24 protein-coding genes are annotated in these 24,583 nt (G+C 61.8%); 12 read left to right on the forward strand and 12 right to left on the reverse strand.

What is annotated here, in order from left to right; translation table 11 throughout:
- The first annotated feature begins 34 nt into the window (after nt 1-34).
- The 9 genes from ACYAS9_RS24035 (at nt 35) to ACYAS9_RS24075 (ending at nt 9,983) form a co-directional block, all read left to right on the forward strand.
- Nucleotides 35-856, forward strand: coding sequence for a TIM barrel protein (locus ACYAS9_RS24035; protein WP_463570899.1), 822 nt, complete (start codon nt 35-37; stop codon nt 854-856).
- Nucleotides 857-897: 41 nt separating this feature from the next.
- Nucleotides 898-2,835: a 3D-(3,5/4)-trihydroxycyclohexane-1,2-dione acylhydrolase (decyclizing) gene (gene iolD, locus ACYAS9_RS24040; RefSeq protein WP_463570900.1), complete on the forward strand. Its 1,938-nt coding sequence runs from the start codon at nt 898-900 to the stop codon at nt 2,833-2,835.
- 182 nt (nt 2,836-3,017) lie between these two features.
- Nucleotides 3,018-4,028, forward strand: a complete 1,011-nt coding sequence (gene iolG, locus ACYAS9_RS24045) for a bifunctional inositol 2-dehydrogenase/D-chiro-inositol 1-dehydrogenase (protein WP_463570901.1) — start codon at nt 3,018-3,020, stop codon at nt 4,026-4,028.
- Between the two features lie 25 nt (nt 4,029-4,053).
- Nucleotides 4,054-5,073 (forward strand): Gfo/Idh/MocA family protein, encoded by a 1,020-nt coding sequence (locus tag ACYAS9_RS24050; protein WP_463570902.1) that lies wholly within the window; start codon nt 4,054-4,056, stop codon nt 5,071-5,073.
- A gap of 247 nt (nt 5,074-5,320) precedes the next feature.
- A complete protein-coding gene (locus tag ACYAS9_RS24055) occupies nt 5,321-5,497 on the forward strand; it encodes a hypothetical protein (RefSeq protein WP_463570903.1) in 177 nt (58 codons plus the stop codon).
- Between the two features lie 56 nt (nt 5,498-5,553).
- Nucleotides 5,554-6,483: a substrate-binding domain-containing protein gene (locus ACYAS9_RS24060; RefSeq protein ID WP_463570905.1), complete on the forward strand. Its 930-nt coding sequence runs from the start codon at nt 5,554-5,556 to the stop codon at nt 6,481-6,483.
- Nucleotides 6,484-6,566: 83 nt separating this feature from the next.
- A complete protein-coding gene (locus tag ACYAS9_RS24065) occupies nt 6,567-8,129 on the forward strand; it encodes a sugar ABC transporter ATP-binding protein (RefSeq protein WP_463570906.1) in 1,563 nt (520 codons plus the stop codon).
- Nucleotides 8,130-8,221: 92 nt separating this feature from the next.
- Nucleotides 8,222-9,247, forward strand: coding sequence for an ABC transporter permease (locus tag ACYAS9_RS24070; protein WP_463570907.1), 1,026 nt, complete (start codon nt 8,222-8,224; stop codon nt 9,245-9,247).
- Nucleotides 9,248-9,257: 10 nt separating this feature from the next.
- Complete coding sequence (locus tag ACYAS9_RS24075; RefSeq protein ID WP_463570908.1) at nt 9,258-9,983, forward strand: transporter substrate-binding domain-containing protein; 726 nt, start codon at nt 9,258-9,260, stop codon at nt 9,981-9,983.
- Between the two features lie 234 nt (nt 9,984-10,217).
- On the opposite strand, the gene ACYAS9_RS24080 is transcribed toward ACYAS9_RS24075, so the two are convergent.
- From ACYAS9_RS24080 to ACYAS9_RS24090, 3 genes are all read right to left on the reverse strand, one after another.
- Complete coding sequence (locus tag ACYAS9_RS24080) at nt 10,218-11,636, reverse strand: short-chain fatty acid transporter (protein WP_459742074.1); 1,419 nt, start codon at nt 11,634-11,636, stop codon at nt 10,218-10,220.
- A gap of 67 nt (nt 11,637-11,703) precedes the next feature.
- Nucleotides 11,704-12,360, reverse strand: coding sequence for a CoA transferase subunit B (locus ACYAS9_RS24085; protein ID WP_463570910.1), 657 nt, complete (start codon nt 12,358-12,360; stop codon nt 11,704-11,706).
- A gap of 28 nt (nt 12,361-12,388) precedes the next feature.
- Nucleotides 12,389-13,087: a CoA transferase subunit A gene (locus tag ACYAS9_RS24090; protein ID WP_463570912.1), complete on the reverse strand. Its 699-nt coding sequence runs from the start codon at nt 13,085-13,087 to the stop codon at nt 12,389-12,391.
- 103 nt (nt 13,088-13,190) lie between these two features.
- Here ACYAS9_RS24090 and ACYAS9_RS24095 point away from each other — a divergent pair, with 103 nt between their 5' ends.
- From ACYAS9_RS24095 to ACYAS9_RS24105, 3 genes are all read left to right on the forward strand, one after another.
- On the forward strand, nt 13,191-14,093 hold the full coding sequence (locus tag ACYAS9_RS24095; RefSeq protein WP_463570913.1) for a LysR family transcriptional regulator: 903 nt from the start codon (nt 13,191-13,193) through the stop codon (nt 14,091-14,093).
- 87 nt (nt 14,094-14,180) lie between these two features.
- Complete coding sequence (locus ACYAS9_RS24100) at nt 14,181-14,456, forward strand: hypothetical protein (RefSeq protein ID WP_463570914.1); 276 nt, start codon at nt 14,181-14,183, stop codon at nt 14,454-14,456.
- 127 nt (nt 14,457-14,583) lie between these two features.
- Complete coding sequence (locus tag ACYAS9_RS24105) at nt 14,584-15,192, forward strand: LysE family translocator (protein WP_463570916.1); 609 nt, start codon at nt 14,584-14,586, stop codon at nt 15,190-15,192.
- A gap of 3 nt (nt 15,193-15,195) precedes the next feature.
- Here ACYAS9_RS24105 and ssuE read toward each other — a convergent pair whose 3' ends face one another.
- The 9 genes from ssuE to ACYAS9_RS24150 all read right to left on the reverse strand — a co-directional run bounded on the left by ssuE (nt 15,196) and on the right by ACYAS9_RS24150 (nt 24,565).
- A complete protein-coding gene (gene ssuE / locus ACYAS9_RS24110; protein WP_463570918.1) occupies nt 15,196-15,777 on the reverse strand; it encodes an NADPH-dependent FMN reductase in 582 nt (193 codons plus the stop codon).
- A 183-nt stretch (nt 15,778-15,960) separates the two neighbouring features.
- The gene (locus ACYAS9_RS24115; protein ID WP_463570919.1) at nt 15,961-17,046 is read right to left on the reverse strand and encodes a polysaccharide biosynthesis/export family protein; all 1,086 of its coding nucleotides are present in this window, start codon (nt 17,044-17,046) and stop codon (nt 15,961-15,963) included.
- 71 nt (nt 17,047-17,117) lie between these two features.
- Nucleotides 17,118-18,521, reverse strand: a complete 1,404-nt coding sequence (locus tag ACYAS9_RS24120; RefSeq protein WP_463570920.1) for an undecaprenyl-phosphate glucose phosphotransferase — start codon at nt 18,519-18,521, stop codon at nt 17,118-17,120.
- 12 nt (nt 18,522-18,533) lie between these two features.
- Complete coding sequence (locus ACYAS9_RS24125) at nt 18,534-19,736, reverse strand: glycosyltransferase family 4 protein (protein WP_463570921.1); 1,203 nt, start codon at nt 19,734-19,736, stop codon at nt 18,534-18,536.
- A gap of 118 nt (nt 19,737-19,854) precedes the next feature.
- Nucleotides 19,855-20,958 (reverse strand): glycosyltransferase family 4 protein, encoded by a 1,104-nt coding sequence (locus ACYAS9_RS24130; protein ID WP_463570922.1) that lies wholly within the window; start codon nt 20,956-20,958, stop codon nt 19,855-19,857.
- A 51-nt stretch (nt 20,959-21,009) separates the two neighbouring features.
- On the reverse strand, nt 21,010-22,236 hold the full coding sequence (locus tag ACYAS9_RS24135; protein ID WP_463570924.1) for a glycosyltransferase family 4 protein: 1,227 nt from the start codon (nt 22,234-22,236) through the stop codon (nt 21,010-21,012).
- A complete protein-coding gene (locus tag ACYAS9_RS24140; RefSeq protein WP_463570925.1) occupies nt 22,233-23,234 on the reverse strand; it encodes a glycosyltransferase in 1,002 nt (333 codons plus the stop codon). Before ACYAS9_RS24140 ends, ACYAS9_RS24135 begins: the two co-directional genes overlap by 4 nt.
- Nucleotides 23,235-23,292: 58 nt before the next feature.
- The gene (gene rfaH, locus ACYAS9_RS24145) at nt 23,293-23,781 is read right to left on the reverse strand and encodes a transcription/translation regulatory transformer protein RfaH (protein WP_463570926.1); all 489 of its coding nucleotides are present in this window, start codon (nt 23,779-23,781) and stop codon (nt 23,293-23,295) included.
- Between the two features lie 4 nt (nt 23,782-23,785).
- Entirely contained in the window at nt 23,786-24,565 is a 780-nt protein-coding gene (locus ACYAS9_RS24150) for a WbqC family protein (protein WP_463570928.1), read from the reverse strand.
- Nucleotides 24,566-24,583: the final 18 nt, after the last annotated feature.

Here is a 24,583-nt window from a genome sequence, read left to right on the forward strand (position 1 = left end):
CCTTTTCATTCATGCGTTGCGGAGAACAACAATAATGAGTCGATCCCTGCGTTTTGCCCTTAACCGTATGGTCGCGCCGCGCCTGCCGTTGCCTGAGTTCATCGAGCTGGCGGTCAAGCTGGGCGCCGATGCCATCGAGATCCGCAACGATCTGAAGGGCATCGAAATCGAAGACGGCACCGCGCCGCACACCGTGCGCGAGCTGTGCGAGGCCCGCAACATTCGGGTGCTGTCGATCAACGCCCTGTACCCCTTCGATGTCTGGAACGACGAGCGTCGCGAGCAGGCCACCCGGCTAGCGCGCTATGCCCGCGACTGCGGTGCCGAAGGGCTGGTGATGTGCCCGCTCAACGACCGCGCCGACACCCGCAACGCGGCCCAGCGCGCCGCCGGCCTGCGCACGGCCCTGACCCATCTGGCGCCGATCCTGCGCGAGCACGGCATTCTCGGTTTCGTCGAGCCGCTGGGTTTTGAGGAGTGCTCGTTGCGCCTCAAGCGCCAGGCCGTCGATGCGATCAAGGCGGTCGGCGGGCTGGACGTGTTCCGTCTGGTACACGATACCTTCCACCATCACCTGGCCGGCGAAGTCGAGATGTTCCCCGAGCTGACCGGGCTGGTGCACATCTCCGGCGTCGAGGACGCCGAGGCGCCGCTCAACACCATTCGCGACGGCCACCGGGTGCTGGTCGGCGAAGGCGACATTCTCGGTAACGCGCCGCAGATCGAGCGCCTGCTGGCCAGCGGTTACAGCGGCCACCTGTCGTTCGAGCCCTTCGCTGAAAGCGTGCACGCCCTGGACGATATCCAGCAGGCGCTGGCGGGCAGCATGGGCCATCTGCAGAAGTCGTTCAGCTGAAAAGCATCGCCATTTCTTCTCATCACCAACAAGGTGCGAGCATGAGTACGACACGATTGACCATGGCCCAGGCCCTGGTCAGATTTCTGGACAACCAGTACGTTGAAGTCGACGGCGTGCAGAGCAAGTTCGTCGAAGGCATCTTCACTATTTTCGGCCACGGCAACGTGCTGGGCATCGGCCAGGCACTGGAGCAGGACAGCGGCGACCTGATGGTGCATCAGGGCCGTAACGAACAAGGCATGTGCCACGCTGCCATCGGTTTTGCCAAGCAGCATTTGCGGCGCAAGATCTACGCCTGCTCATCGTCGGTAGGCCCCGGTGCGGCGAACATGCTCACGGCAGCGGCCACGGCGTCGGCCAACCGCATTCCGTTGCTGTTGTTGCCGGGTGACGTGTACGCCAGCCGGCAGCCGGACCCGGTGTTGCAGCAGATCGAGCAGTTTCATGACCTGAGCATCAGCACCAACGATGCGTTCAAGGCCGTGAGCAAATACTGGGACCGCATCAACCGTCCCGAGCAGTTGATGAGCGCCGCCCTCAGCGCCATGCGCGTGCTGACCGACCCGGCCGAAACCGGCGCGGTCACCCTGGCGCTGCCGCAGGATGTGCAGGGCGAAGCCTATGACTATCCCGACAGCTTCCTGGCGCGCCGGGTACACCGCATCGACCGCCGTCCGCCGACCCGCGCGATGCTCGACGATGCCCTTACCCTGTTCAAGGCCAAACGCAAACCGTTGCTGGTGTGTGGCGGCGGTGTGCGCTACTCCGGCGCCGCGCAGGCCTTGCTGGCGCTGGCCGAGCGCTTCGGCATTCCGTTCGCTGAAACCCAGGCCGGCAAAAGCGCCGTGGTTTCGGCGCACCCGTTGAACATGGGCGGCATCGGTGAAACCGGCACCCTGGCGGCTAACCAGTTGGCCAGGGAAGCGGACCTGATCATTGGCGTCGGTACGCGCTACAGCGATTTCACCACCTCGTCGAAATGGCTGTTCCAGAACCCGGATGTGCAGTTTCTCAACCTCAATGTCGGCGCCTTCGATGTGCAGAAGCTCGACGGCGTTCAGGTGCTGGCCGATGCCCGGGAGGCACTGCAAGCGCTGCTGCACGGTCTTGAAGGCAGCGATTGGCAGAGTGCCTGGGGCGAGCGCGCCAGTGAGGCGCGTGCCGAGCTGGATGCCGAGGTCGACCGGGTCTATGCGGTCGAATACCAGAGCCGCGACTTTGTTCCGGAAATCAACGACCACCTCGATCCTGCGGTGTTGCGCGAGTTCATCGAACTGACCGGCTCGTGCCTGACGCAAAGCCGCGTGCTGGGCGTGCTCAATGAAAGCCTGCCGAAAGACGCCGTGATCGTCGCCGCTGCCGGCAGCCTGCCAGGCGATCTGCAACGCGCCTGGCGCAGCACCGGCGTCGACACTTACCACGTCGAGTACGGCTATTCGTGCATGGGCTACGAGGTCAATGCCGCGCTGGGCGTCAAGCTGGCGGCGCCGCAACGCGAAGTCTATGCGCTGGTCGGCGATGGCTCGTACCTGATGCTGCACTCGGAGCTGGTCACCGCGATCCAGGAGCGGCGCAAGATCAACGTGATCCTGCTCGACAACATGACCTTTGGCTGCATCAACAACCTGCAAATGGAACACGGGATGAACAGCTTCGGCACCGAGTTCCGTTACCGCAACCCGGAAACCGGCAAGCTGGACGGCGGCTTTGTGCCGGTCGACTTCGCCATGAGCGCGGCGGCCTACGGCTGCAAGACCTACAAGGTCAGCACCGTGGAGCAACTGCAGCAAGCACTGGCCGATGCCCAACAGCAAAGCGTCGCGACCCTGATCGACATCAAGGTTCTGCCCAAGACCATGATCCACAAGTACCTGTCGTGGTGGCGCGTCGGCGTGGCCGAAGTATCCACGGTCGGCACCACCGCACAAGTACACGAGCAACTCAACAAACAACTGGCCAAAGCCCGCAAATACTGACCCGTAGGAGCGCGCTTGCTCTGGGCCGCATTCGGACGACCGAGTGCGTAGCGCTCGCAAAAATCTCGGAAACGCTGAAATTTTACGACTGCTAACGCAGCCGGTCGCGGGCAAGCGCGCTCCTACGGGGGGGGCTTTTTCAGGTAGTCGGTATCAATCCCAATCATTCAAGGAGCATTGAGATGGCGTTGAAATTAGGTGTTATCGGTACTGGCGCAATTGGCCGCGATCATATTCGTCGTTGCAGCAAGACCTTGCTGGGCAGTGAAGTGGTTGCCGTCACCGACATCAATCTGCAGCAGGCTGCGCAAGTCGTCAGCGATCTTGGGATTACCGCCGAGGTCTATCCCGACGGCCATGCGCTGATCCAGGCGCCGGACGTCGAGGCGATTCTGGTGACTTCCTGGGGCCCGACCCACGAAGAATATGTGCTGGCCGCCATTGCCGCCGGCAAGCCGGTGTTCTGTGAAAAACCCCTGGCGGTGACTGCCGAAGGTTGCCGGCGCATTGTCGATGCCGAAATCGCCTTTGGCCGGCGCCTGGTGCAAGTGGGCTTCATGCGCTCTTACGACGAAGGCTACCGGGCGCTGAAATCGGTACTCGACGCCGGCACCATCGGCGAGCCGCTGATGCTGCACTGCGCGCACCGTAACCCGACGGTGGGCGAGAACTACAAGACCGACATGGCCATCACCGACACCTTGATCCACGAGATCGATGTGCTGCGCTGGTTGCTCGATGACGATTATGTGTCGGTGCAAGTGGTGTTCCCGCGCAAGAGCGGCAAGGCCTTCGCACATCTCAAGGACCCGCAGATCGTGCTGCTGGAAACCGCACGCGGCACGCGCATCGATGTCGAAGTATTCGTCAATTGCCAGTACGGCTACGACATCCAGTGTGAAGTGGTCGGCGAGAGCGGTATCGCGCGTCTGCCCGAGCCTTCACAGGTACAACTGCGCAGTGAGGCCAAGCTGTCCAATGCCATTCTGACCGACTGGAAAGACCGCTTCATCGGCGCCTACGACGTCGAGTTGCAAGCCTTTATCGACGGCGTGACCGCCGGCAAGGTCGGTGGCCCGTCGGCCTGGGACGGTTATGCGGCCGCAGTGACGGCCGATGTGTGCATCAAGGCCCAGCAAAGCGGCGCTATCGAAAAAGTCACTCAAGGCCCGCGCCCGGCCTTCTACGATTGATTACCAGCGGTTCAGGGAGAACACCATGCGAATCGGATTGGTGGGTTATGGAAAAGGAGGGCGCTTTTTTCACGCGCCCTTGATCGCCAGCTTGCCCGAGGCAACGTTTGTCGGGGTAGTGACGCGTTCGCCGGAGCGTCGTCAGGAACTGGCCCGCGATTACCCGCAGGCGCAGGCGTTCGACAGCCTGAGCGAACTGGTGGCCGCAGGCGTCGATGCGGTGGCGATTTCCACGCCGCTGGCGGCGCGTCACGGGCAGATTCTCGAAGCCATCGAACTGGGCGTTGCTGTGGTCAGCGACAAGCCCTTCGCCCAGGATGAAACCCACGCCCGCGAACTGATCGACGCCGCTCAACGGCGCGGCGTGCTGCTGAGCGTGTACCAGAACCGGCGCTGGGATTCGGACTTTCTCACCGTGCGCAAACTGCTCGACAGTGGCGCGTTGGGTGAGGTGTCGCGTTTTGAATCCAGTGTCGAGCGCTTCTCGCCGACCTCGGTGGGCAAGCAGAGCGGGGGCGGCATTTTGCGCGATCTGGGCAGCCACCTGGTAGATCAAGCGCTGGTGCTGTTCGGCCCGGTGCGGCACGTGTACGCCGAGCTGCAATACGCCACGCCGCAGGACAGCGTCGATCACAGTTTCTTTGTCGCGCTGACACACGCCAACGGCGTGGTTTCGCACTTGTCCGGCAGTTGCCTGCAGAACTGCGCCCGGCCACGGTTCAGGGTCAGCGGCACCCTGGGTTGCTACAGCGTCGATGGCCTGGATGTTCAGGAAGAACAATCGCTGGCCGGCCAGACGCCATTGAGCGCGGGTGATAACTGGGGTGTCGAGGAGCACCGGCGCTGGGGCTGGTTCGAACAGGGTGAGCACCGCGTGCGCGTGCCTTCGGAGCGAGGTTGCTGGCTGCAATATTACCGACAGTTGCAGCAGGCTATCGATACGGGCGCTGACAACCCGGTCGATCCGCAGGAGGTATTGAACACTACACGGGTACTCGACGCGGCGCGCCAGAGTGCCACCAACGGATGTGTCGTGACGCTTTAAATCGCGGCTGGCGCCTTACGTTACTGGAAAGACAAGGCCTGCTTTTCTTCGGGAAAAGCAGGCTTTTTTGTAGGTCGTACAAAACGGAAAATTAAACGGAATAAAATTCTAAAATGTGTTGAATTGGAAAAAAATTTCCAATAAAGTCATTTTCAGGTTGCCGACTATCGAATCACCCACCGCGTAGGTTTCATCCTACGTGGCAGGGAACAAGCCAACAAAAACAAAACAGAGATAGGTACCGTCAATGAAAGCCTTCACTCCTGGCTCCCGGGCCAACCGCGTCACCTCCACTGCCTTGTCCCTGTGCGGCGTTCTTGCCGATCGCCTGCTGACCCTCATCGGTCGCGGCATGTGTGTCGAGCACAAGAACTGGCTGCTGGTCAGCATGCCCGGCGCTGCCGGCATTCGTATTCCGCGTTGATTGCTCCTGCAGTCCTCCCGCCGTACACAACAACAAGAATCCGGAGACAGACCTTCATGAAGATCAAGACTACCTTTACCTCCCTTGCCCTGACCCTGATGCTCGGCAGCGGCACGGCGCTGGCCGATATCAACATCGGCGTGCTGATGCCGCAGTTCGATGACATCTGGCTGACGTACCTGCGCGAAGACATGGCGGCCAAGGCCAAAGCCATGCCTGAGGGGGTGAGGCTGCAATTTGTCGATGCGCGTACCGATGTCAACAAGCAGCTCGACCAGGTGCATGACCTGATCGGCAAGAAGGTCGACGCCTTGATCGTCAATCCGGTCGACACCGCCGCCACCGCCGCGATCACCAAGGCTGCGCTGGCCGCCGGCATTCCGCTGGTGTACGTGAACCGCAGCCCGGATGACCCCAAGCTGCCTGAAGGGGTGGCCACCGTCACCTCCGACGAGAAAGAGGCCGGCCGCCTGCAAATGCAATACGTGGCCGACAAGCTCGGCGGCAAGGGCAAGATCGTGGTCCTGCTTGGCGACCTGGCCAACAACGCAACCCGCAACCGCACCGACGGCGTCAAGGAAATCCTCGCCAAATACCCGGACATCAAGATCGACCAGGAGCAGACCGGTATCTGGCAGCGTCAGCGCGGCATGGACATCACCAACGACTGGCTGACCCAGGGCCGCGAATTCAACGCAGTGATTTCCAATAACGACGAGATGGCCATCGGCGCCGCCATGGCCCTCAAGCAGGCCGGTAAAAAGCAGGGCGAGGTAGTCATTGCCGGTGTCGACGGTGCTCAGGACGGCCTGCGTGCCGTGAAGACCGGGATGCTGACCGTGTCGGTGTACCAGGACGCAAAAGGCCAGGCCAACGGCTCGATCGAGACGGCGGTGAAGATGGCCAAAAAGGAGAAAATCGACACGCAATCCATCGTCATCCCGTATCGTCTGATCACCGCCGAAAACGTCGACACGTTCAAATGAAAATCCAATAACAACAACGTACAGGCCGGGGGGATTCCGGCCTTTAGTCCCCCCGCAGACTGTTGCATGAGGAGCTTGTCATCATGTCTGATTCCGCTATCGCTGACCGTCACGCCGCGCGCGACAGCCAGCCGGCCTTTGGCGCCGATTCGTGCGAATACCTGTTGGAAATCGCCCACATCAGCAAGCGCTTTCCGGGTGTCGTGGCACTCGATGACGTGCAGCTACGGGTGCGTCCCGGCAGCGTACTGGCCCTGATGGGCGAGAACGGTGCCGGCAAGTCGACCCTGATGAAGATCATTGCCGGCATCTACCAGCCCGACGAAGGCGAGATCCGTCTGCATGGCCGGCCTGTCGAATTCGCAACACCTTTGGCGGCGCTGCAGGCCGGCATCGCGATGATTCACCAGGAACTCAACCTGATGCCGTTCATGAGCATCGCCGAGAACATCTGGATCGGGCGCGAGCAGCTTAATGGCCTGCACATGGTCGACCACGGCAAGATGCATCGCTGCACCGCCGAGCTGCTTGAGCGCCTGCGCATTCGCCTGGACCCCGAAGAGCTGGTGGGCAACCTGAGCATCGCCGAGCGGCAGATGGTCGAGATTGCCAAGGCGGTGTCCTACGACTCCGATGTGTTGATCATGGACGAGCCGACCTCGGCCATTACCGAGAGTGAAGTCGAGCACCTGTTCTCGATCATTGCCGACCTCAAGGCGCAGGGCAAAGGCATCATCTATATCACTCACAAAATGAGTGAAGTCTTCCAGATCGCCGACGAGGTCGCGATCTTCCGTGACGGCACCTACATCGGCCTGCAACGCGCCGAGCAAATGGACGGTGACAGCCTGATCTCGATGATGGTCGGCCGCGAGCTGACCCAGTTGTTCCCCGAGCGCGAAAAGCCGATCGGCGAGGTGATGCTGTCGGTGCGCAACCTGACCCTCAATGGCATCTTCAAGGACGTGTCTTTTGATCTGCACGCCGGTGAAATTCTCGGCATCGCCGGGTTGATGGGTTCGGGGCGCACCAATGTGGCCGAAACCCTGTTCGGCATCACGCCCAGCGACAGCGGCGAAATCTTTCTTGATGGCCAGCCAGTGCGCATCAGCGACCCGCAACTGGCAATCAGCAAAGGTTTTGCCCTGTTGACCGAGGACCGCAAGCTCACCGGGCTGTTTCCGTGCCTGTCGGTGATGGAAAACATGGAAATGGTGGTGCTGTCCAACTACGCCGGCGGCGGCTTCATCCAGCAAAAAGCCTTGCGTGCCCTGTGCGAAGACATGTGCAAGAAGCTGCGGGTCAAGACGCCGTCGCTGGAGCAGTGCATCGATACTCTGTCGGGCGGTAATCAACAGAAAGCCCTGCTGGCACGCTGGCTGATGACCAACCCGCGCATCCTGATTCTTGACGAACCGACCCGTGGCATCGATGTCGGCGCCAAGGCCGAGATCTATCGCCTGATCTCGCTGCTGGCCGCCGAAGGCATGGCAGTGATCATGATTTCTTCCGAGTTGCCCGAAGTGCTGGGCATGAGCGACCGGGTCATGGTCATGCACGAGGGCGAACTGATGGGCACGCTGGCGCGCGGTGACGCGACCCAGGAAAAAGTCATGCACCTGGCGTCGGGCCATTCGGTTCATTGATTCGTCCAGGCATTGATCCATTCAGGCACTGATTCATCCAGGTCCCGATTCTTTCTGGGAACGGGCCTTACAAGAACAAGAGGAAGATCCAGATGAACAACGCAATTTCACAAAACAAACCGGCCCTGGCGCCGGCCAAGGCCAAGCGCCGGATACCCACCGAGCTGAGTATTTTTCTGGTGCTGATCGGCATCGGCCTGGTCTTTGAAGTGTTCGGCTGGATCGTGCGCGACCAGAGCTTTCTGCTCAACTCGCAGCGCCTGGTGCTGATGATTCTGCAGGTGTCGATCATCGGCCTGCTGGCCATCGCGGTGACCCAGGTGATCATCACCACCGGCATCGATTTGTCATCGGGCTCGGTGCTGGCCTTGTCAGCCATGATTGCCGCCAGCCTTGCACAGACCTCTGACTTTTCCCGGGCGGTGTTTCCGTCGCTGACCGATTTGCCGGTGTGGATACCGGTGGTCGCGGGGCTCGGCGTCGGTTTGCTGGCCGGGGCAATCAACGGCAGCCTGATTGCCATCACCGGCATTCCGCCGTTTATCGTGACCCTGGGCATGATGGTTTCGGCGCGTGGCCTGGCGCGCTACTACACCGAAGGCCAGCCGGTCAGCATGCTCTCCGATTCCTACACCGCCATCGGTCAGGGCGCGATGCCGGTGATCATCTTTCTGGTGGTGGCGGTGATCTTCCATATCGCCCTGCGCTACACCAAGTACGGCAAGTACACCTACGCCATCGGCGGCAACATGCAGGCGGCGCGCACCTCGGGTATCAACGTCAAGCGTCACCTGGTCATCGTCTACAGCATCGCAGGCCTGCTGGCAGGGCTGGCCGGTGTGGTGGCCTCGGCCCGTGCGGCCACAGGGCAAGCGGGCATGGGCATGTCCTACGAGCTGGATGCGATTGCCGCCGCGGTAATCGGCGGCACCAGTCTGGCCGGCGGTGTCGGGCGCATTACCGGGACCGTAATCGGCGCGTTGATCCTCGGCGTGATGGCCAGCGGCTTTACCTTTGTCGGGGTCGATGCCTATATTCAGGACATCATCAAGGGCGTGATCATCGTCGTGGCTGTGGTGGTCGACCAGTATCGCAACAAGCGCAAGGCCAAGCGCTGAGGAAAACAACGTGAATCCAGTGACTCCCGCCATACTGGCCGACCTGGCCCCCGACGGCGTACTGCGTACCGCCATCAACCTCGGCAACCCGGTACTGGCCCAGCAAGGGCCGGCCGGTGAGCCGCAAGGCGTATCGGTGGCCCTGGCCAAGGCGCTGGCCATCGAGCTGGGCGTGAACCTGCAAATGACCACCTTCGATGCCGCGGGCAAGGTCTTTGCTGCGCTGGAAGAGGACACCTGGCGGCTGGCGTTTCTGGCCATCGAGCCGGTGCGTGCGGCGCAGATCGATTTCAGCGAGCCGTATGTGCTGATCGAAGGCACGTACCTGGTCAAGGCCGAGGCGTCTTACCAGTCGGTCGAACAGCTGGATCAATCCGGCCTGCGTCTGGCGGTGGGCAATGGCGCAGCCTATGACCTGTTTCTCAGCCGCACCCTGCAACACGCCACGCTGGAGCGTGCCGAAACCTCGGCAGGCGCGGTGGACCTGTTTATCGAGCAGAACCTGGATGCAGCGGCAGGCGTGCGTCAGCCGCTGGAACAGATAGCGGCAGCGGATGCTCGCTACCGGGTGCTGGACGGCGCCTTTACCGCCATCCGCCAGGCGATGGCCGTGCCACGCGGGCGCGAGGCGGGGGCGGCGTATGTGGCCGATTTCATCGAGCGCCAGTTGGCCAGCGGCTTTGTGCGCGGAGCGCTGCTCGCCAGCGGCCAGACCGACGTCAGCGCCCCACGCTAAAATCGCTACCTCATTGCGCACATGGTTCTTGTAGGAGCGCGCTTGCCGGAATGCCGGACCACCGCGACCGGCTGCGTTAGCAGTCGTAAATTTTCAGCGTTTCCGAGAATTTGCGAGCGCTAGCGCACTCGGACGACCGGCTGCGTTAGCAGTCGTAAATTTTCAGCGTTTCGTAGAATTTGCGAGCGCTACGCACTCGGTCGCGGGCAGGCGCGCTCCTACTTGGTTGTGTTTCTACGGCATCACCGGCGGTGTGTAGGTCAGGGTCGTGCCCAGCGCCCAGAGCAGAAACAGCACGATGGGCGCATGCACCAGCAATTGCACGAACGAGAAACCGATCAAATCGCGGGCCTTCAGGCCCAGCACGCCGAGCAGCGGCAGCATGTAGAACGGGTTGATCAGGTTCGGCAGCGCCTCGGCGGCGTTGTAGATCTGCACCGCCCAGCCCAGGTGATACTGCAGCTCGTTGGCCACTTGCATCACATACGGCGCCTCGATAATCCACTTGCCGCCGCCGGAGGGAATGAAGAAGCCCAGCACGGCCGAATACACGCCCATCAGCAGCGCATAGGTGTCGTGGGTGGCGATGCTGGTGAAGAACAGCGAAATGTGATGCGCCAGGGTTTGCGCATCGCTGCCCTTGACCGTGGTCATCAAGGCGGCAATCGAGCCGTACAACGGAAACTGGATCAGCACCCCGGTGGTGGTCGGTACCGCGCGGGCCACGGCATCGAGAAAGCTGCGCGGACGCCAGTGCAGCAGGGCGCCGAGCATGATGAACAGGAAGTTATAGGTATTGAGGCCCGAGATCGCAGTGATCACCGGCTTGGTGCTGAATTCGTTGATCAGCCAGCCAACGCCCAGCGCCACCATGGCGATGATCAACAGCGGGCTGTATTCCAGCCATTCACCGGGCCGGGTGCGCGGCGCCAGCGGCGGCAGGTTGAACGCCGGGTCCACGCCGCAATCCTTGGCCTCGCGGGCGCTGCCGGGACCGGGTGCGGTGGCGTAGGCGACAATGATCGAAATCACCACCAGCGCCAGCAGAATCACCCCCGACTGCCAGAGGAAGATGGTTTCGGTAAACGGAATCACCCCGGTGATCGACAGGATCGACGGCGGCAGGCTGGCCGGGTTGGCTTGCAACTGCGCCGCCGACGAAGAAATGCCCAGCGCCCACACCGCACCCAGCCCCAGATAGGCCGCCGCACCGGCGGCGCGGTAATCCATTTTCAGGTCGGTGCGCCGCGCCAGCGCCCGCACCAGCAAACCGCCGAACACCAGTGACAGCCCCCAGTTGAGCAATGAGGCCACCATCGATATCAAGGCGACCCACGCCACCGCGCTGCGGCCGTTTTTCGGGATACGCGCCAGGCGGTCGATCAAACGCACCGCCGGTGGCGAGCTGGCCACCACATACCCGCTGATGACCACGAAAGCCATTTGCAGGGTAAAGGGGATCAGGCTCCAGAAGCCGTCACCAAACGCCTTGGCTGCCGCCGCAGGCTTGGCGCCCATGGCCAGGGTCGCCAGCGTCACGATCAATACGGCGAGGGCGGCGAACACCCAGGCGTCGGGGAACCAGCGTTCGGCCCAGGCCGAGCAACGCAAGGCAAAGCGGGCGGAGCGGCTTTCCTGGAGGGAAGTGGACATGCAGAACCTCGTTATTATTTTTAGGCGTTAAAAGCTTGAAGCCCCTGCGATGCAGGGGCTTGGTCATTCAGAACTGCATTTCGATCACATCATCCGGGACGATCAGCCGTCCTGCGGTCTTGGCGACGATCTCCTCGATGCTGACCCCCGGCGCGCGCTCGCGCAGGATGAAGGCGCCGTCGTCGATTTCGAGCCACGCCAGGTCGGTCAGCACCCGGCGAATACAGCCGGCGCCGGTCAGTGGCAGGCTGCACTGCGGCAGCAGTTTCGACTCACCGTCCTTGGAGGCGTGGGTCATGGTGACAATGATATTTTCAGCGCCGGCCACCAGATCCATCGCGCCGCCCATGCCTTTGATCAGCTTGCCGGGGATCATCCACGAAGCGATATTGCCGCTGACATCGACCTCGAAGGCGCCGAGCACGGTGAGGTCGACATGCCCGCCACGGATCATCGCGAAGGAGTCGGCGGAGTTGAAAATCGACGCGCCGCTGCGGGCGGTGACGGTCTGCTTGCCGGCGTTGATCATGTCGGCATCGAGCGTCTCTGCGGTGGGAAATTCGCCCATGCCCAGCAGGCCGTTTTCCGATTGCAGCATCACGTCGATGCCCTCGGGCACATAGTTGGCGACCAGGGTCGGAATGCCGATACCCAGGTTGACGTAGTAGCCGTCCTTGAGTTCGCGGGCGACCCGTTGAGCCATTTGTTCGCGGGAAAGTGCCATGGTCAGTTCTCCAGCTCAGGCTTTAAGCTCAGGCTTTAAGGGTACGTTTTTCGATGCGTTTCTCGAACGTGCCCAAGATCAGCCGATCGACATAGATACCGGGGGTGTGAATGTGCGCCGGGTCGAGCTCGCCGGGTTCGACGATTTCCTCGACCTCGACCACGGTAATGCGCCCGGCGGTGGCCACCAGCGGATTGAAGTTCTGCGCGGTATGGCGGTAGATCACATTGCCGAAGTGGTCAGCCTTCCAGCCCTTGACCAGGGCAAAGTCGCCGGTAATCGCTTCTTCGAGAATGTAATTGCGGCCATTGAACTGGCGGCTTTCCTTGCCTTCGGCGACAGGCGTGCCGTAGCCGGTGGCGGTATAGAAAGCCGGAATGCCGGCACCGCCTGCGCGCAGCTTTTCGGCCAGGGTGCCTTGCGGGGTAAGGTCAACTTGCAGCTCGCCGTTGAGCAGTTGCTGCTCGAACAGTGCGTTCTCGCCCACATAAGACGAGATCATTTTGCGGATCTGCCGGTCTTCGAGAAGGATGCCAAGACCAAAGCCATCGACGCCGCAGTTATTGGAAACCACGGTCAGGCCGCGGGTGCCCATGCGCTTGATCTGCGCGATCAGGTTTTCCGGAATGCCGCACAGGCCGAAACCGCCGCACAGCACCGTCATATCATCGGTAAGCCCGGCCAGGGCTTCTTCGTAGGTTGCTACTCGTTTGTCGAGTCCGGCCATGATGATCCGCCTTGTTGTATTTATCGTTGTAGGCACATCTTCTGCTTTAGGTAATGATTTGTTAATTTTGTTTTTCTGATGATTTGATAAGAAAAGCAAAATAATGAACGTCAAACAATTACGCGCTTTCGTCGCCGTTGCCGAGTGCCTGAGCTTTGCCCAGGCCGGCGAGCGGCTGCACCTGTCGCAGCCGGCGCTGAGCCTGACCATCAAGAACCTTGAAGAGTCGCTGGGCGGTCAGTTGTTGATCCGGACCACCCGCAGCGTCAGCCTGACGCCGGAAGGCGAGACGCTGCTGCCGCTGGGCCGGCAGTTGCTGGCCGACTGGGACAACACCGAAGAACTGTTGCGCCAGCGCTTTACCTTGCAGATGGGCCGGGTGTCGCTGGCGGCGATGCCGTCGTTTGCCGGTAACCGCTTGCCAGAGGCGCTCAAGGTATTCCGGGGACGTTATCCACGGGTCAACGTCGCGGTGCACGACGTGATCAACGAGCAGGTGCTGGAGATGGTCCGCGAACGCCGGGTCGAGCTGGGCATCGGCTTTGAGCCCGAGCCTGGGCACTTGCTGCATTTCACCCCGTTCTGGCTGGACCGCTTTGTGGCGGTGGTGGCGGCCGATTCGCCGCTGGCCGGGCGTGAGCAAATCGACTGGAGCGAGCTGCTGCGCGAGGACTTTATCGCCCTGCAACGGCCCTCGGCGGTGCGCCTGCTGCTGGAGCAGTCGATTGCGCCGCTGCACGGCCGGCTGTCGGTGGCTTTCGAAAGCCATCAACTGGTCACGGTGGGGCGCATGGTCGCCTGCGGGCTTGGGGTCAGTGCGGTGCCGGCGTTGTGCATCGGCCAGATGCAGGAACTGGGCGCGCGCTGCATCCCGCTGGTGGGGCCGCGTATCGAGCGGCGCATCGGCCTGATGACCTTGGGTGAACAGCAATTGTCAGTGGCCGCCCAGGCCTTGCGTGATGTGTTGATCGAGCAGGTAGCCGACCAGGTATCACTGAGGCAATAGTCACTATCACAGGGGGTGATTTTTGAGTAGAGCGGCGCGGGATTAAGATTTGTTCATTCCCGAATCGCAACGACCACGGAGGTCGCCATGAACCGTTTTACTGCCCTTGCCCTGTTGCTTACTGTTGCCGTTGTCAGCGGCTGCTCGACTCATCATGCGGTCGAGCAACGTCCCTACAGCGCTGAAGAATCCCGCCAGCTGGCGCTGGAAGACCTCAACCGTCGCGGTCTGTCGTTCGATGAGTACCAGGCTCGCAAGACCCGGTTATTGGCTGAGCCGCAACTTCAGCAAGTGCGTGAGTTTGACCGCAGTGCCGAAGTCAATGTTGAAGTCAGCGTGATTGGCCAGGATCGCCAGGGCTGACAGTTCTGCTGAGCTGATGATTTTGTAGAAACTGTACTGCCGCAACTTTCGTGCAACTGTCCGTGTGTTTGTCCAGCCAGGCTGGTTAGTGTGAGCGCCTTGCTTACTGCCTCCATGGACTGCCGTCATGTCTTTATCGTTCGATCTGCTACTGGCCTTTGCCCTGTTTGCGCTGGTGACCTCCATCACGCCGGGCCCCAATAACATGATGCTGTTGGCCTCCGGGGTGAACTTCGGTTTTCGCTGCACGCTGCCGCACATGCTCGGCATCAGCAGTGGCTTCATGATCCTGGTTCTGGCGGTCGGTTTTGGCTTGGGCAGCCTGTTTCAGACCTGGCCGATCCTCTATACGCTGCTGCGCTATATCGGTGGCGCCTACCTTTTGTACCTGGCCTGGAAGATTGCGACCTCCGGACCTGCGTCTGAAAACGACCAGCCACGCGGCGAGCCCATGGGCTTTTTTGCCGCCGCGCTGTTTCAGTGGGTCAATCCCAAGGCCTGGGTAATGGCCATCGGCGCGATCAGTACCTACACGCCGATGCAGGGCTATTTCACCAATGTGCTGGTGATCGCTGCGGTGTTCGCCCTGATCAACCTGCCCGGTGTCGGGATCTGGGCAGGTTTCGGCAGCCTGTTGCGCAATGTGCTGCGCGACCCGCGCTGGCTGCGGGTGTTCAACGTGGTCATGGCGTTGCTGCTGGTGCTGTCGTTGTACCCGTTGGTGATCCAGCAATAACCTTTACAGCGCCAGCTGCAAATGCGCGCCGGCGGCTTTTTTGCGGGTGTGCAGGCGGTGTTGCAGGCTGCGCAGGAAATGCTCCAGACCTTCATGCAGGCGCTCGGTGAGAATCTCGTCGAGCACGCCGCCTTCAGGGCCGTCGCCGTAGCTGATCTGGCTGTCGATGGCAAAGATGCCATGCAGCACCTCTTGCGACTTGAGCGCCGAGAGCACCGGTTTCAAGGCGTAGTCGACGGCCAGCATGTGCGCAATGCTGCCGCCGGTGGCCAGCGGCAAGACCACCTTGCCGTGCAGGGAGCGCTCGGGCAGCAGGTCGAGCAGGGTCTTTAGCGCGCCGGAAAACGAGGCCTTGTACACCGGCGTACCGATCAGCAGGCCATCGGCCTGTTTCACCGCTTCGATATAGGCCTGCACCTGCGGGCTGTCGAAGCGGGCGAACAACAAATCTTCGGCGTTGAAATCACGGATGCGCAGGGTCGTTACATCGACGCCATGTTGCGCAAGCCATTGGCTGGCGTGGGCCAGAACAACACCGGAGCGGGAAGTAGGGGAGGGACTGCCAGAGAGCGAAACGACCAACATCAGGGAGATTCCTTGCAATAAGCGTCTGACTGCCAAGCAGCTTGTGTGCCAGTCTGCTCGCGGCGCCGAAGGGCGCGGATTACAAGGGCTGAGCGGGTTGCGGGGGAAGGGATTGTCGCTGAGGTTGGTGCTCCAGCAACAGGCCACTGTCGAATGGCTGTTGCTGGAGCAACACTTGCGGGGTCAGTTTCTGAACGCGGCACCGGTTTGCACGACGCTGGCCGAGCCCAGCAACTGGCTGATGAAGCGGTTCCAGCGGGTAATGTCCGCAGGTCCCACAAACACCACGTCCTGAGCCTTGAGCTCAAATTGCCCGGCCAGCAGATAGGCCGTGGGTTTTTTCGCTTTCAGGTTGTACACCGTCGCGGCGCTGTTGTTCTGTGCGTCGGCGCCGCGAATCACATACACAGCATCGCCATCGGCGCTGTCGGGGCTCAGGCCGCCGGCATTGCCCAGGGCTTCGAGCAGGGTCACGCGGGTGGTGCCGAACGACAGCACTTGCGGGTTGAGCACTTCGCCGAGCACATAGATGCGGTTTTTCGAGTTGCTGTTCAGGTGCAGGTAATCGCCATCCTTGAGGTAGATGCGGCTCAGTTGCGAGTCGCGACGGTTGAGCGAGTCGATGTCGATCAGGTAATCCTTGCCATCGCGGCGCAGGGTCAAACCGGCCAGGTTGGCATCGCTCAGGTCGACACCGGCGGTGCTGACCGCTTGCACCAGGCTCAAGGGAATATTGCTGATCGCTTGTGGCCCCGGCGTCTTGAACGAACCCGACAGCAGGATGCGCTGGCTGTTATAGCGCAGCACTTTGACATCGACCTTGACCTCGGTGTACTGCGGCGACAGCCCCAGGCGCAGTTGCTCGCGGACCTGGCGCACCGTCTTGCCTGCCGCCTGAATGCGCCCGACATACGGAAAGTACAGCGTGCCGTCGTTGAGCACCTCGCGGGAGTTGGCATCCAGCTGGTCCTGAGAGCCGGGTGCGGTGAGTTCAGGGTGTTCGAACACGGTGACCAGCAACGTGTCGCCGGCGCCGATCTGGTATTCCGGCGTTTTGTAATTAAGCAGCTCAGGCGGCAGGGGCTTGCCGTTGGCCAGCGCTACCTCTTGCTCTTGCTTGAGGCTTTGCGGGGTGATATCGACCAGTCTGGCCTGGGGCTCATCCGGGTCGTCGGTGCTGACATCGCTTTGAGTCATATGCTGGCCGGGGGCAAGCACACAGCCTTGCAGGAGCAAAGCAAAGAACATAAGGGCAAGGGGTTGCTTCATAAGGCGGGTTCCTTCCTGAGAATACGCGGGGATGGTCATGGCAAGCAGGGCAGAGCGAGTGCAGTGCAGCGTCAGAAGGCGTTCTTGTTGAGAAAGCCCTTGAACAGGGTCAGCAGGATGATTTTCAGGTCCAGCCACACCGACCAGTGCTCGATGTATTGCAGGTCGAACTCGACCCGCTTGCGCATCTTGTCCAGGGTGTCGGTTTCGCCGCGCCAGCCGTTGACTTGCGCCCAGCCGGTGATGCCCGGCTTGACCTTGTGGCGCAACATGTAGCCGTTGACCTGCTTGCGGTATTGCTCGTTATGCGCCACGGCGTGGGGACGCGGGCCGACGATCGACATGTCGCCGCGCAGCACATTGAAAAACTGCGGTAACTCGTCCAGCGAAGTGCGTCTCAAGAAACCGCCCAGTGGTGTGATGCGTGCATCGTTGCGGGTGGCCTGGCGCACCACGTCGCCGTTTTCCTGCACGGTCATGCTGCGAAATTTCCAGACCATGATCGGCCGCCCGTCCAGGCCATAACGGCGCTGGCGAAACAGCACCGGTCCCGTTGAGGTGAGCTTGATCGCCAGCGCAATCAGCAGCAGCGGCACGGCGATCAGCAACAGGATCAGGCTCGTCAGCAGAATGTCTTCCAGGCGCTTGACCACACTCCAGGCACCGTCCATGGGCGAGTCGAAGATGCTGATGGTCGGCAGGCCATTGATACTTTCACTGCGGGCGTGCAACAGCTCGAAGGTGAACACATCGGGGACCAGGTACACCGTGGCGGTGGTGTCGCTCAGGCCGGTAAGCAACTCGCGTAACTGCGGTTCGGCCTGGGTGATATAGACTTTGTCGATGCGGCCCTGGCGAGCGTCGTCGATCAGTTGCGCAAGATCGCCCAGCACCTGCACACGCAGGCCCCGGCTGCGCAGGTCGGTCTGTTGCGGCAGCGAGTCGTAGAAGCCCAGCAGGTGCAGGCCCATCCACGGCGCATCGCTGATCGAACAGGCCAGGCGCACGCCGACGGGTCCCGTGCCGACGATCGCCACGCGGCGGGTATTGAAGCCGCGCCGGCGCAAGGCGTGCAGGCCCAGGCGGATCATGATCCGGTAGCCGCACAGCACCGCCAGCACCAGGGCAAACCAGGTCATCTGTTGCTCGGCTGGCAGCTCGCGACGACCCAGCATCAGGTAGTCCACCGACAACAGAATCACAAAGGCCAGCGCCCACCAGGCGAACACCTTGGTCAGTTCGCCGACAATCCGTTCGCCACGCCATGAGCCGTACAGCTTGTGGTACTCGCTGAGCCAGTGGAACACCAGCACCGCCAACAGAATCTGTACCGAGGCTTCGGTGTCGTTGAACAGCGGGGTGAGTTGATGTTGCCAATAGCCGATCAGCACGATGACCATTAAATCCAGCAAGCGATGGGCGACCGAGAGCAACGATTGATGGGCATGCAGGATGCCGCGTACGGGGTTGTCCATGGCTGGGTTGCCTCAGGCCGACTCGATGGGCGCGACACGCGCAGACACTTCATTGGCAGGCACGGGCACCGGCAGGCGTACGTGCTGGACCGCCACCCGCGCACTGGCCAGGCGGCTGTCGACGAAGGCCTTGATCTGCTCTTCGAAGCGCGCCACCGAAAAACGCTCGGCATTAAGCCGGCAGGCGATGGGTGTGATGCGTCCCTGCGCCGCTTCGAACTCGCGCACCGCAGCACCCAGCGAGGCAATGTCCTGGTGCTGGAAGAACACCCCGGTGGGCGTCGGGTGGTCCAGGCCCAGAATGGTTTCCAGCGCGCCGCCCTTGCCATAGGCAATCACTGGCGTGCCACACGCCTGGGCCTCCAGCGGGCTGATGCCGAAGTCTTCCTCGGCGGCGAACACGAAGGCCTTGGCGGCGCGCATGTGTTGCAACATCACAGCGGCCGGCTGGTAGCCGAGCAGGCTGACGTTGGGCGCATGAATGGCTTTGGCGCGGGCCATGTCCGGCCCGTCGCCGATCACCACCAGGCGCTTGTCGGGCATGGCCGCGAAGGCCTCGACGATCATCGGCAGGCGCTTGTAAGGCACCATCCGCGAGGCGGTGAAATAGTAGTCCTGGCGCGGGCCGTCGGCGGTGAAGATCGAGGTGTCCACCGGCGGGTAGATGACCGTGGACTCACGCCGGTAGGCCTTGCCGATCCGCGCCCCGATAAAGCTCGACACCGCGATGAATTCATCCACACCGGCAGCGGTGCGCTGATCCCACAGGCGTATGTAGTGCAGCACCATGCGTGCCAGCCGGCCCTTGAAGCCTTTATCCAGGCCCGACTCGCGCAGGTACTGGTGCTGCAGGTCCCAGGCGTAGCGAATGGGTGAATACACATAGCTGATGTGCAACTGGTCGGGGCCGGTCAGCACGCCCTTGGCCACCGCATGGCTGCTACTGATGATCAGGTCATAACCGGACAGGTCCAGTTGCTCGATGGCCAGCGGCATCAGCGGCAGATAGCGCTGGTAATGTTTACGTGCGCCAGGCAGGTTCTGGATGAACGTGGTGGTGGCGAACTTGCCGCCCAGTTGCGCACGGTCCCGGTCACTGAGGAAGTCGATCACGGCGAACAGGTCCGCCTCGGGCCAGACCCGCAGCAGAGAGGCCAGCGCCCGTTCGGCACCGGCGTAGGTCACCAGCCAGTCATGGACAATTGCGATTTTCATGGGTCTTCCTTGATGTAAGGGTCTCGCTACATCAGGCGCATACGGCTGGCGTCTAGGCGGGGGTGGGAACAGTGGGGTCTGTGCGGCAGGGCTGAAGAGCATGGCGCGGTGTTGCGTACTAGCGTTCGGCATTCGGGCGGCTGGCGTTTTTACGCGGTTGGGCGCGCACTTTTTGCAGGCTGTCGATATGCCTGGACAGGCGTTGCGCCGAGCGCTGCCAGCTGAAGCGGGTGACGTTGGCCAGCCCGCGGCGGCGCAGGGACTGGCGCAGCACCGGATCATTGAGGATGCGCTGCATGGCGGCCGCCATCTGCGTGATATCCAGCGGGTCGAAATACAGCGCGCTGTCCTTGAGTACTTCGGGAATCGAAGCAGCATTGGCGGCCAGCACCGGGCAGCCGCAGGCCTGGGCTTCGAGCGGCGGAATGCCGAAGCCTTCGTACAGCGACGGAAACACGAATGCAGTGGCGCCCTGGTACTGGGTCAGCAGCTCGGTATCGTCAAGGCGCCCCAGAAAGCGGATGCGCGGGTCGCGGCTGGCCAGGCGTTGCAGGTCGGGGTCGGCAAACAGCCCGTGGGTGGAGCCGACAATGTGCAGTTGCAGGTCCGGCTGGCCGCGCAGGCTCAGAAACGCCTGGATCATGCGGGTGAAGTTCTTGTGCGCACTGGGCGAAGACACCGCCAGCAGGTAAGGGCGCTCGACGTGCAGGTTGGCGGCGGGCAGAAAATGCTCGGTCACAGCGTTAGGCAGGGTCAGGATGCGTTCGCGAGGCATCTTGTAGAAGCTTGAGATTTCGCCTTTGGAAAATTCGCTGGGGGTCAGCAGGGTTCTGACCCTCGACAGCAGGATCGGGGTCATGACTCGGTAGGCGGTACGAAACGTCCACGAGTAGGTGTGCGGAAAGCGCACGTAAGTGATGTCATGGTGGGTGGCAATCTGGTTGGGATAAAACAGCGGGCCGCTGCTGCCCAGCGACACCAGCAGCGGATTGCCATGGCGGCGCAGATACAGCGGCAGGTCGACCTGCTCCCACACATGGCCACGGTTGCGCCCGATGGGCTCGGCCTGCAGCAAACCTGCGGTGTGCTGCGAGCGGACATCATGGGGGGTGACGAACACCACGTCGTTGCGCAGGTGTTTGAGCGCCAGGCTGATCTGTTCGGCATAACGTTGCACGCCGGTGAGGTTCTGGGTCAGAAACCGGGCATTGATAACGATCATCGAAGGCTTCCTGCAAAGATAAGCGGTAAAGAAAAAACAACGCAAAAACCGTTACAGCGGCAGATTGACGGGCACCAGCAGCCGCTCGCGCAGGGTCTGGGCAAAGATGCGCTCATAGCTGTCGAGCATCAGGTCAAGGTCCAGCAGGGCGGCCACACTGCCACGCGCCTGAGCCGCCAGACGCGCCAGCAGCGCAGGGTCCTGATGCAGGCGCAACATGGCAATGCCCAGTGACTCGGGGTCGTCGGGGTTGCACAACAGGCCGTTGAACTGATCCTGAATGATCTCGGTCAGGCCGCCCATGCGGCTGGCAATCACCGGCCTTGAATGGGCGCAGGCTTCAACGGCGACCATGCCGAAGGGCTCGCTCCACATCGACGGCACGACGGCCACATCGATGCTGGCGTAGAAGTGCTCGGGTTTCTGGTAGCCGACGAAGCGGATGCGGTCGCTGGTGGCCATGGCCTTGAAACGCTGCTCGTCGGCCAGTTGCCCGCGGCCTGCAATGTCCAGGGTGGCCTTGAACGGCAGGCGCTGGAATTGCTCGATCAGCCAGCCCACGCCCTTGGGCTCCGACAGCGTGCCCAGGTAGCCAAAGCGCAGCGGGGCATCGGCCGGGCGGCCTGGATGACCGGCCGCCGGCAGGGTCGCGAATGGGCTGGCGTTGTACACCACATGGCTGTGGGCTCCCTTGAAATAACCCTGTGCCTGCAAGCGCTCGAGCATGAAGCGGCTGACGCCGACCACGCTGTCGACCTGCGCCGATCGCTCGGCATGGCCCTTGCGAAACTGCACGCACATGCCGCATTGCCGCTGGCAGTCATGGCCCTTGCGAAACATGGTGCTGCCGGGGCACAGCAGATAGAGATCGTGCAGCACCTGAATGATCGGCCGGTCGCAGTGGCTGATTTCATCCCAGGCCGAGACCGACCAGCCCGTGAGGTTATGGCAGATCACCAGGTCCGGCTGTTCGAGGGCGATCACCTGCCCCAGATAACGGCGCATGCCACGGTTATAGCGGTCACGCAGGTGCCAGCCCAGACGTGTCAGCCGGCCGGGCCGCTGGGTGGTGAAGTGCCAATAGAAGTTGTGCAGGCCGGCGCGGTAGACCCGCACCTGGTTGAGGTTGTCCTGATGCAGCCCGGCTTTGGCACCGGTGGCCAGCACCACGACCTTGTGCCCGCGTGCCTGCAGGCCCTCGACGGTGCGCTGCAGGATGATTTCGGCACCGCCGCCGATGTCCGGCGCATACAGGCTGCTGAGAAACAGAAGCTTCATAACGGGTATGACCGGTTCAGGCCCAGCAGGCCGGACTCGCCATCGGCGATGGCTTTTTCCAGCAGTTTCAGGCGTGGTCCGGCATCGCAGCGGCGGGCGAACACGCGCAGCAGGCAGAAGAACAGCCAGCGGTTGAATTGATAGACCAGCGGCGATGCCACCCAGACATTTTTGTCGAACCAGGCCTGGTTGCGTGCGCCATAGTAGGCACGCAGGTCGGAGCCGCCGAGCAGGTAGTTTTCATAGATGTTGTTGGTGCGCGCCTTGATGTTCCACGAGTGTTCGAGGTCATCGAGCAAGGCTTCCGGCACCAGAAAAATCCGTCCGCCGCCGGCGGTGATGCGCCAAGTGTATTCGTTGTCGTCGGCATACAGCTTCAAGGCTTCCAGCGGCAGGCCGATGCGCCGGTACAGGCTGTGATGCGCAAGCAGGCCGCCGTAGGTTGCAAAGGGCAGTTGCACCAGTTCGGGCAAACCGCTTGCTACCTGTGGGCGGCCCCAAGGCAGGCGTCGCCACAGTTTGTAAGGCAGGTGGGCAATGTGGAAACCAAAAAAACTTGAGCGACGCTGGATGGCAAAGCGTTGCGGCACACCGGTGGCGATGTCGGCCTGGTGGGTGGGCCGAAAGCCCAGCACCGCCACCTTGTCGCGGCCGTTGGTCGGTGCCAGGCGTTGCAGCCGGTCGTGCAGGACCTCGATGGCGTTGATGGTCGGTGCGTTGTCGTCATCCATCAGCCACAGGTATTCGGCGCCGGCGTCCAGCGCCGCCTGGATACCGACGGCATAACCGTTGGCAGAGCCGGTGTTGTGCGGCAGCTCGATGACCTGAACGTGCTTGGGCCAGGTTTCAACCAGCGTCTGCAACGGCGCGCTGGAGGCATTGCTGACGACGATGACGCGCTCGATCTGCGGGCTTTCCAGCGAACGGCTGATCAGCGTGTGCAGATAGTTGTAGCGGTCACCGTAGGTCAGGGTTACCAGGGTAGTGAGATTGGGCATGGCGCAATTTCCGCTGAACAGGACAAGGGCGAGAACACGTTGGGTCACGGCGCGGCGATCAGGCCCCGGCCGGAACCCGGGTCAGGCTGCTGAGCGGCAAGACCACCTTGTGCTGGCGTTGCAGCAGGTTGAGCAGAATCACTGCGCGCTCGGCACCGTCCATTGCCAGAAAGATCGCCTCGACATCACCGAAACTGCCGGTCTTGATGCGCACCGTTTCGCCCTTTGCAAACACCTTGTGCAGCGCAGGCAGGGCCAGGCGCTGGCGAATCTGGTCGATCAGCTCGTTGTGTACCGGCACCGGCTGCGCACCGAAGGTCACGATGCGCGCCACGCCGCGGGTCGAGCGGATCGGGTACCAGTTGTCATGCACCTGATCCATGCGGATGAACAGGTAGCCGGGAAACAGCGCTTCAGGTCGACCCAGGCTGGCGGTCAGCGGCTGGTAGCACTCGAATTGCTGGCGTTGCAAGTGCTCGAGGGCGCGCAACTCCTGGCGCGGTTTGGTCTGGATCAGGTACCAGCGTGCTGGATCGATGGCGGACATGGGCTCACTCCACGACAAGTTGAGGAATCAAGGGCGCCACAACGCTGCTCACGCAGGGATCGTTGGCGGCGCCGCCTTCGCTGACAGTGAAGTGCTCGAGCAGGGCGCGGGTCTGCTCGACGCTGTTGAACATCAGTACATCGATGATCGACAGGTTCTCGACAAAGTCCTCGCCGAACTGGGCGTAGCGAACCGGGTTCATGGTGAAAAAGCTCAGCTGCAGGCCGTTGCGGGCAAACAGTTCACGGTCGTACAGCTCGAAGCCGCCGATGGGATTGAGGAAGGTGCTGGCCGAGAAGATGTGCGCGATGTTGATCACCCGGTCCTGTTTGTCATGGCAGGTTTCCAGGTGCAGGTCCGAGCCACGCAGGATCGGCGTGGTGATGTGCAGGTAGGCGCACAGTTCGCGCAGGGCGTTTTCGGCATACAGCGCCAGGTTGCTTTGCGGAAAGCGGATCAGCCGTTCAAGCAACGGCATGAGCTGGGTGAAGTAAGGCGCCTTGCGATAGCTCTGCTCGATCAGGTTGAGCAGGCGTGTGGCCTCGATGTCGAAACCGTCGGCCAGCCGGCGCTGCATGATGGGCAAGGCGAAATGATCCTTTTTGACCGGGAAGGTCAACAGCCGCGGCTGGTCGTTGTTCAGGATGCGGTTGCGGTTGACCCAGCCTGCGCGGATGAACTGCAGGTCATCGCCGAGGATGAACACATCGGCGCGGGCAATCAGTTGAAAGTACCCCAGGTAAGGGAACAGGTACGGCTGCATCATTGCAATGGTTCGGGCCATGATTAACTCCTTGTCGTG

This window comes from Pseudomonas sp. HP_08 (assembly GCF_055284095.1).

Excerpts from the sequence above, each read along its gene's own strand:
- iolG (WP_463570901.1), top strand. The coding sequence starts at position 3,018 with ATGGCGTTGAAATTAGGTGTTATCGGTACTGGCGCAATTGGCCGCGAT.
- ACYAS9_RS24125 (WP_463570921.1), bottom strand. The coding sequence starts at position 19,736 with ATGAAAATCGCAATTGTCCATGACTGGCTGGTGACCTACGCCGGTGCC.
- ACYAS9_RS24090 (WP_463570912.1), bottom strand. The coding sequence starts at position 13,087 with ATGGCCGGACTCGACAAACGAGTAGCAACCTACGAAGAAGCCCTGGCC.
- ssuE (WP_463570918.1), bottom strand. The coding sequence starts at position 15,777 with ATGTTGGTCGTTTCGCTCTCTGGCAGTCCCTCCCCTACTTCCCGCTCC.
- rfaH (WP_463570926.1), bottom strand. The coding sequence starts at position 23,781 with ATGTCCGCCATCGATCCAGCACGCTGGTACCTGATCCAGACCAAACCG.
- ACYAS9_RS24060 (WP_463570905.1), top strand. The coding sequence starts at position 5,554 with ATGAAGATCAAGACTACCTTTACCTCCCTTGCCCTGACCCTGATGCTC.
- ACYAS9_RS24065 (WP_463570906.1), top strand. The coding sequence starts at position 6,567 with ATGTCTGATTCCGCTATCGCTGACCGTCACGCCGCGCGCGACAGCCAG.
- ACYAS9_RS24100 (WP_463570914.1), top strand. The coding sequence starts at position 14,181 with ATGAACCGTTTTACTGCCCTTGCCCTGTTGCTTACTGTTGCCGTTGTC.
- ACYAS9_RS24105 (WP_463570916.1), top strand. The coding sequence starts at position 14,584 with ATGTCTTTATCGTTCGATCTGCTACTGGCCTTTGCCCTGTTTGCGCTG.
- ACYAS9_RS24120 (WP_463570920.1), bottom strand. The coding sequence starts at position 18,521 with ATGGACAACCCCGTACGCGGCATCCTGCATGCCCATCAATCGTTGCTC.
- ACYAS9_RS24085 (WP_463570910.1), bottom strand. The coding sequence starts at position 12,360 with ATGGCACTTTCCCGCGAACAAATGGCTCAACGGGTCGCCCGCGAACTC.
- ACYAS9_RS24080 (WP_459742074.1), bottom strand. The coding sequence starts at position 11,636 with ATGTCCACTTCCCTCCAGGAAAGCCGCTCCGCCCGCTTTGCCTTGCGT.
- ACYAS9_RS24140 (WP_463570925.1), bottom strand. The coding sequence starts at position 23,234 with ATGCCCAATCTCACTACCCTGGTAACCCTGACCTACGGTGACCGCTAC.
- ACYAS9_RS24095 (WP_463570913.1), top strand. The coding sequence starts at position 13,191 with ATGAACGTCAAACAATTACGCGCTTTCGTCGCCGTTGCCGAGTGCCTG.
- ACYAS9_RS24055 (WP_463570903.1), top strand. The coding sequence starts at position 5,321 with ATGAAAGCCTTCACTCCTGGCTCCCGGGCCAACCGCGTCACCTCCACT.
- ACYAS9_RS24130 (WP_463570922.1), bottom strand. The coding sequence starts at position 20,958 with ATGATCGTTATCAATGCCCGGTTTCTGACCCAGAACCTCACCGGCGTG.
- ACYAS9_RS24035 (WP_463570899.1), top strand. The coding sequence starts at position 35 with ATGAGTCGATCCCTGCGTTTTGCCCTTAACCGTATGGTCGCGCCGCGC.
- ACYAS9_RS24150 (WP_463570928.1), bottom strand. The coding sequence starts at position 24,565 with ATGGCCCGAACCATTGCAATGATGCAGCCGTACCTGTTCCCTTACCTG.
- ACYAS9_RS24135 (WP_463570924.1), bottom strand. The coding sequence starts at position 22,236 with ATGAAGCTTCTGTTTCTCAGCAGCCTGTATGCGCCGGACATCGGCGGC.
- ACYAS9_RS24115 (WP_463570919.1), bottom strand. The coding sequence starts at position 17,046 with ATGAAGCAACCCCTTGCCCTTATGTTCTTTGCTTTGCTCCTGCAAGGC.
- ACYAS9_RS24050 (WP_463570902.1), top strand. The coding sequence starts at position 4,054 with ATGCGAATCGGATTGGTGGGTTATGGAAAAGGAGGGCGCTTTTTTCAC.
- iolD (WP_463570900.1), top strand. The coding sequence starts at position 898 with ATGAGTACGACACGATTGACCATGGCCCAGGCCCTGGTCAGATTTCTG.
- ACYAS9_RS24070 (WP_463570907.1), top strand. The coding sequence starts at position 8,222 with ATGAACAACGCAATTTCACAAAACAAACCGGCCCTGGCGCCGGCCAAG.